1 protein-coding gene and 1 pseudogene are annotated in these 3,877 nt (G+C 36.9%); one reads left to right on the plus strand and one right to left on the minus strand.

The features are described from left to right. Positions 1-186 (minus strand): annotated as a pseudogene (locus tag ACE1AQ_RS13085) (DUF3352 domain-containing protein); the annotation flags it as partial. A 769-nt stretch (positions 187-955) separates the two neighbouring features. On the opposite strand from ACE1AQ_RS13085, the gene ACE1AQ_RS13090 reads away from it, so the two are divergent. Then, the gene (locus ACE1AQ_RS13090; RefSeq protein WP_374808548.1) at positions 956-3,787 is read left to right on the plus strand and encodes a GAF domain-containing protein; all 2,832 of its coding nucleotides are present in this window, start codon (positions 956-958) and stop codon (positions 3,785-3,787) included. The last annotated feature ends 90 nt before the right edge of the window (positions 3,788-3,877 follow it).

A 3,877-nucleotide genomic window follows, 5' to 3' on the forward strand; every position in this document is an offset into this window, starting at 1 on the left:
TATTAATTCCTGTAGGGGACTATCTGCTTCTAACCCCTCCTCTACCTGAGTCCAAAAACGATTTAAATCGCGACTAGCGGCGACTAAAAGGCTATTTTCGCCGATAAAAGATAATGCTCCCACGGGACTAGATAAAATTGGTGCTTGGTCATCCTGTCCTAAGACTCCAATTAAGGCCGAACGCGCGCCCTTTTCAAATCCTATAGTAATCATAGCAATTACCGTCGGTTGGATTGACCCAAGGAAACCCCACAAAAAGCCATGGGAGGAGGAGAATAGCGATCGCCGATTCCGACGGATTGAGGTGTTGGCTGTTGGGTTTCCCTTTCCCCTAAAATTGAGAGGTTTTCTTTAACCCATTGATTCGCTCAACCCGAGAAAAAGGACTAGACCGCGCCTAATTGCCGTAGGACTTCCATAACCTTTTCATAGGCCGCAGCGTTTCCTTGCTGGCGGAACAGTTCGGCGGCTTGTCGGAAATCTCTTACCAAGAGTTGGCTGAATATCGGTGTAAGTTCTGCTAGAAAATGGTTTTGGGCTTTTTTTGCCCAAAAAGTGACAGAAACAATTGCGAAGAGTTCTGCTTCACAGTGTAAGAGGTTATTCTGTTATTCTGAGTTGCCCTGCTGACGACCGACTCCTAACCCCATCAACAAACTTTTTCAGCAAATCCTAATGTAACAAATTGTTTCAGTTTAGTATTTATACTTAGTAGCCGAGCCTAGAATGGTTGTAGGTCTAAACGAGGATAGTTTTAAAACTCCTTGTGGATGACTTGCTTGAGTTAATTGTTGGATTATATATCTGGATTGACTCAAAATTGGTGGCGCAAAAAATCTCAGATACTTTCATCATCTTCTTGGTAGCGAGGTGAGGTACTGACTGGAAGAAGGGCAAAGGGGGAGTGAGTGTTTTCGTTTTTTTGTCTCTCTATACAAATTGAGGATAGATTTATATGGATACTAAAATATTATTTCTTAATCTCTCTAACGATGATGATAACTTTAGCAAATATCGTCAAGGAATGTTGGGAACGATAGAAAATTTATCAAACAATGATAACCCAATTAAATTCAAAAAAGACGAAAAAGATCAGGCTAAGGAAAAACTATTTTCTACTGATGAGAGTGGTATCGATCTTTTGATTTTATGGGTTGATAGCGAACATCGTAATGACTGGATTTATTTTAGCGAAGAGATAGAAAAACGAGACCAGACTTTGGAATTTTTCGTTATTTTTGGAATTGAAGAAGACCAGATAGAAGATAATATGGAAAAAGCGATGATGAGGAACATATATCCTTTCATTTGCCCAATAAATTATACGAATTTTAAAGCATATCTACAGGCAGTTGTATCGGGAATAAAATATAAAAAATCTCTGGAAAAATTTAAGCAGGATATATGGAGAACTGATAACTTAGATTCTTTGGTCAATAGGGCTTTTGAATATTTAAAAAGGGATCCAGTCGGGTATGATAGGGCTAGTATCTCATTAGTTGACACCCGAAGTGAAGAAGGTAATCGATATTTATTTAGGTATGATCCTCAACCGGATTACGATCAACAAAGTAGAGCCAGTTATCGTGCCGATCGAAACCTTCAGAAAAGTATCGAAAAAGACAGGCTAATCAAAAATGTTGATAGAGACACAGTATTAATCATAGATAAGATTCAAGACAAAAACAAAGAAAAGGAACTAGATGAATTGGGTTGGACGAAAGAGGCTGCAACAGAGGATATTATTTCTTGGATTGGATTAGCGGCCAAGTATCAAAATAGGACAATAGCTATTATTACTCTCGATCAAATACAGGGAAAACCTTATGAACCGTCAGACTACAGACTTAGAGAATTTCTTAAAGATTTTGGTAGAATTTTTGCCCAAGCGATCGTAGAATTTTTCAAAAAAAGAAATCAAGAAGTCTTTGAAGAAATTATTAATGAAATGGGAGATGACTTAAAAAGCGAAGTTCTGATTACACAAATACTGCAAAAATTGAAAGATAAGCTCGATTGCGATAACTGCAATTATTTTTCGGTAGCTTATGACTCTGACAAAAAGGAAATATTTCTTAAAGAATATGCTTCTGCTAAAGGTATTTTTCCCAAAAAAACAGAAAAAAGTACACATCCATTTAAAAAAGGTGTCGGGATTGTCGGTGCTGTGTTAGAGGATGGTAAAAGTAGAATTGTTCCTCACGCTTTTGAAGATAAAAATTTTGTTCCAACCCTCAAACACCCCGGTGATAAACTTTCTTTATTAGCGGTTCCAGTGATACCAATCAATAACAAAAATCACCCTAATCGTATCATTGGGGTGATTTGTTGCTATAAGAAAAAACCAGATTATTTTACTGTTTATGATCGAGACTTGATCGAAAATATTGCTCTCAGTGCCGCTACAGTTATTGAGCGCACACAAACTTTAGAATTCTCGAACGAGATTAGTTCAGAAATGGCTAAATTGGTGGTCAATCCAGACAAAAAAGCATTACTTCGCCAAATTTGTGATTATGCGTTACAAGTTACAAGTGCAGGTTCGGCTAGTATTCATCTGCTTCAACATTTAGGTAATAATCAATATCGAGCTACGGGAGAACATTATACTTATCCACCTGGAAAAGAATCACCCCCTCGCTTAGAAGGAGAAAATACTGGTACTACTTTTCAAGCGATAAAGCTAAACAAAACTCTAGAATTTTCTAGAGAGAATGATAAGTTAGTTCTAGTATCTTCAGAGCAACCAGATAAGATAAGTGTTACTCCCGCTCCAGAACATCCGGATGTCAAATATAAGCTAGTTGTTCCCCTGAAAATCGCTGATGAAAAACAAAAATACTGCCTTGTGGGAGCATTATACTTGAATAAATATTCGGAAGAACCATTTTCTAAAGTTGAAAAATTTGCCGTGAAGCTATTCGCTAGTCAAGCGGCCAGCATTATCAACGACCAGAACATTTTATTGGAAAATACCTTCAGATCTAAGGCTCTCGAAGATTTTGCTGAAGCTATTCAAAACATAGCTACAACAGATAATACAGATAAATTGTTAAAAGATGTAGCTGAATATTCCTACTCACTGGTAAAAGATGATCTTAGATTTTTAGGCTATCCAAGTTGTTCTAATCTTGAGAAACAACAGGAAACTGAACAACAATGGAATAATTATGTATCAATACTATCTGAATTATTTAGCTATGTGGTAATCCGTAATACTAAAGGAGAGTGGCAACTCAAAGCCAATTGGCCTATGTATTCTTTCACGGGATATTTTGCAAATAAATCAGAAGGCATCTCAAGAGAAATTGAAAAGAGGAAATCTAATATTTTTACCTATGATGGTTCTGAAGTTGGAGGGGAAAACCAGAATGATGGTGATATTTTGAAAAAATATGCCTTAAAAGATACCTCTCATTCGCTTTTAGCCGTACCCATAAAAGACGAGGATAAAAGGATAATTGGTGTGATTTGTCTCGAACATTCTCAACCTTATGCTTTCAAGGAATTACATCAGGAGGTTATTGAACATTTTGCTCGACAGGTGGCCATTGCTTTTCAAAAGAAAAACTTTGTGAATCTTTTAAGTAATCACAACAAAATTCTCGAAAGTCTTCACACATCTCTCCATAAAATAGTCCGAGAATCTCCTAAAAATATGCTAGATAAAGCAGTTTCTGAGACTCGTGAAGCTTTAAAAGCTGAATCGGTTATTGTAATTCTATATAAGAAAAATATGGTTCTTCGTTACTTGGTATGGTTCGATCAGGGGGCAGAAATCGGCTAAATCCTTATCTGGCAAGGGACTTAATTGATTAGCTCGTTCTAGATTGAAAACAATTGGCAAAAATCGCAGCCATGTCTTTCTATATAAGGG

The organism is Microcystis sp. BLCC-F209, assembly GCF_041928595.1.
In the GTDB taxonomy this organism is placed as follows: domain Bacteria; phylum Cyanobacteriota; class Cyanobacteriia; order Cyanobacteriales; family Microcystaceae; genus Microcystis.

Coding starts and splice junctions, on each gene's coding strand:
- ACE1AQ_RS13090 (WP_374808548.1), top strand. CDS start 956: ATGGATACTAAAATATTATTTCTTAATCTCTCTAACGATGATGATAAC.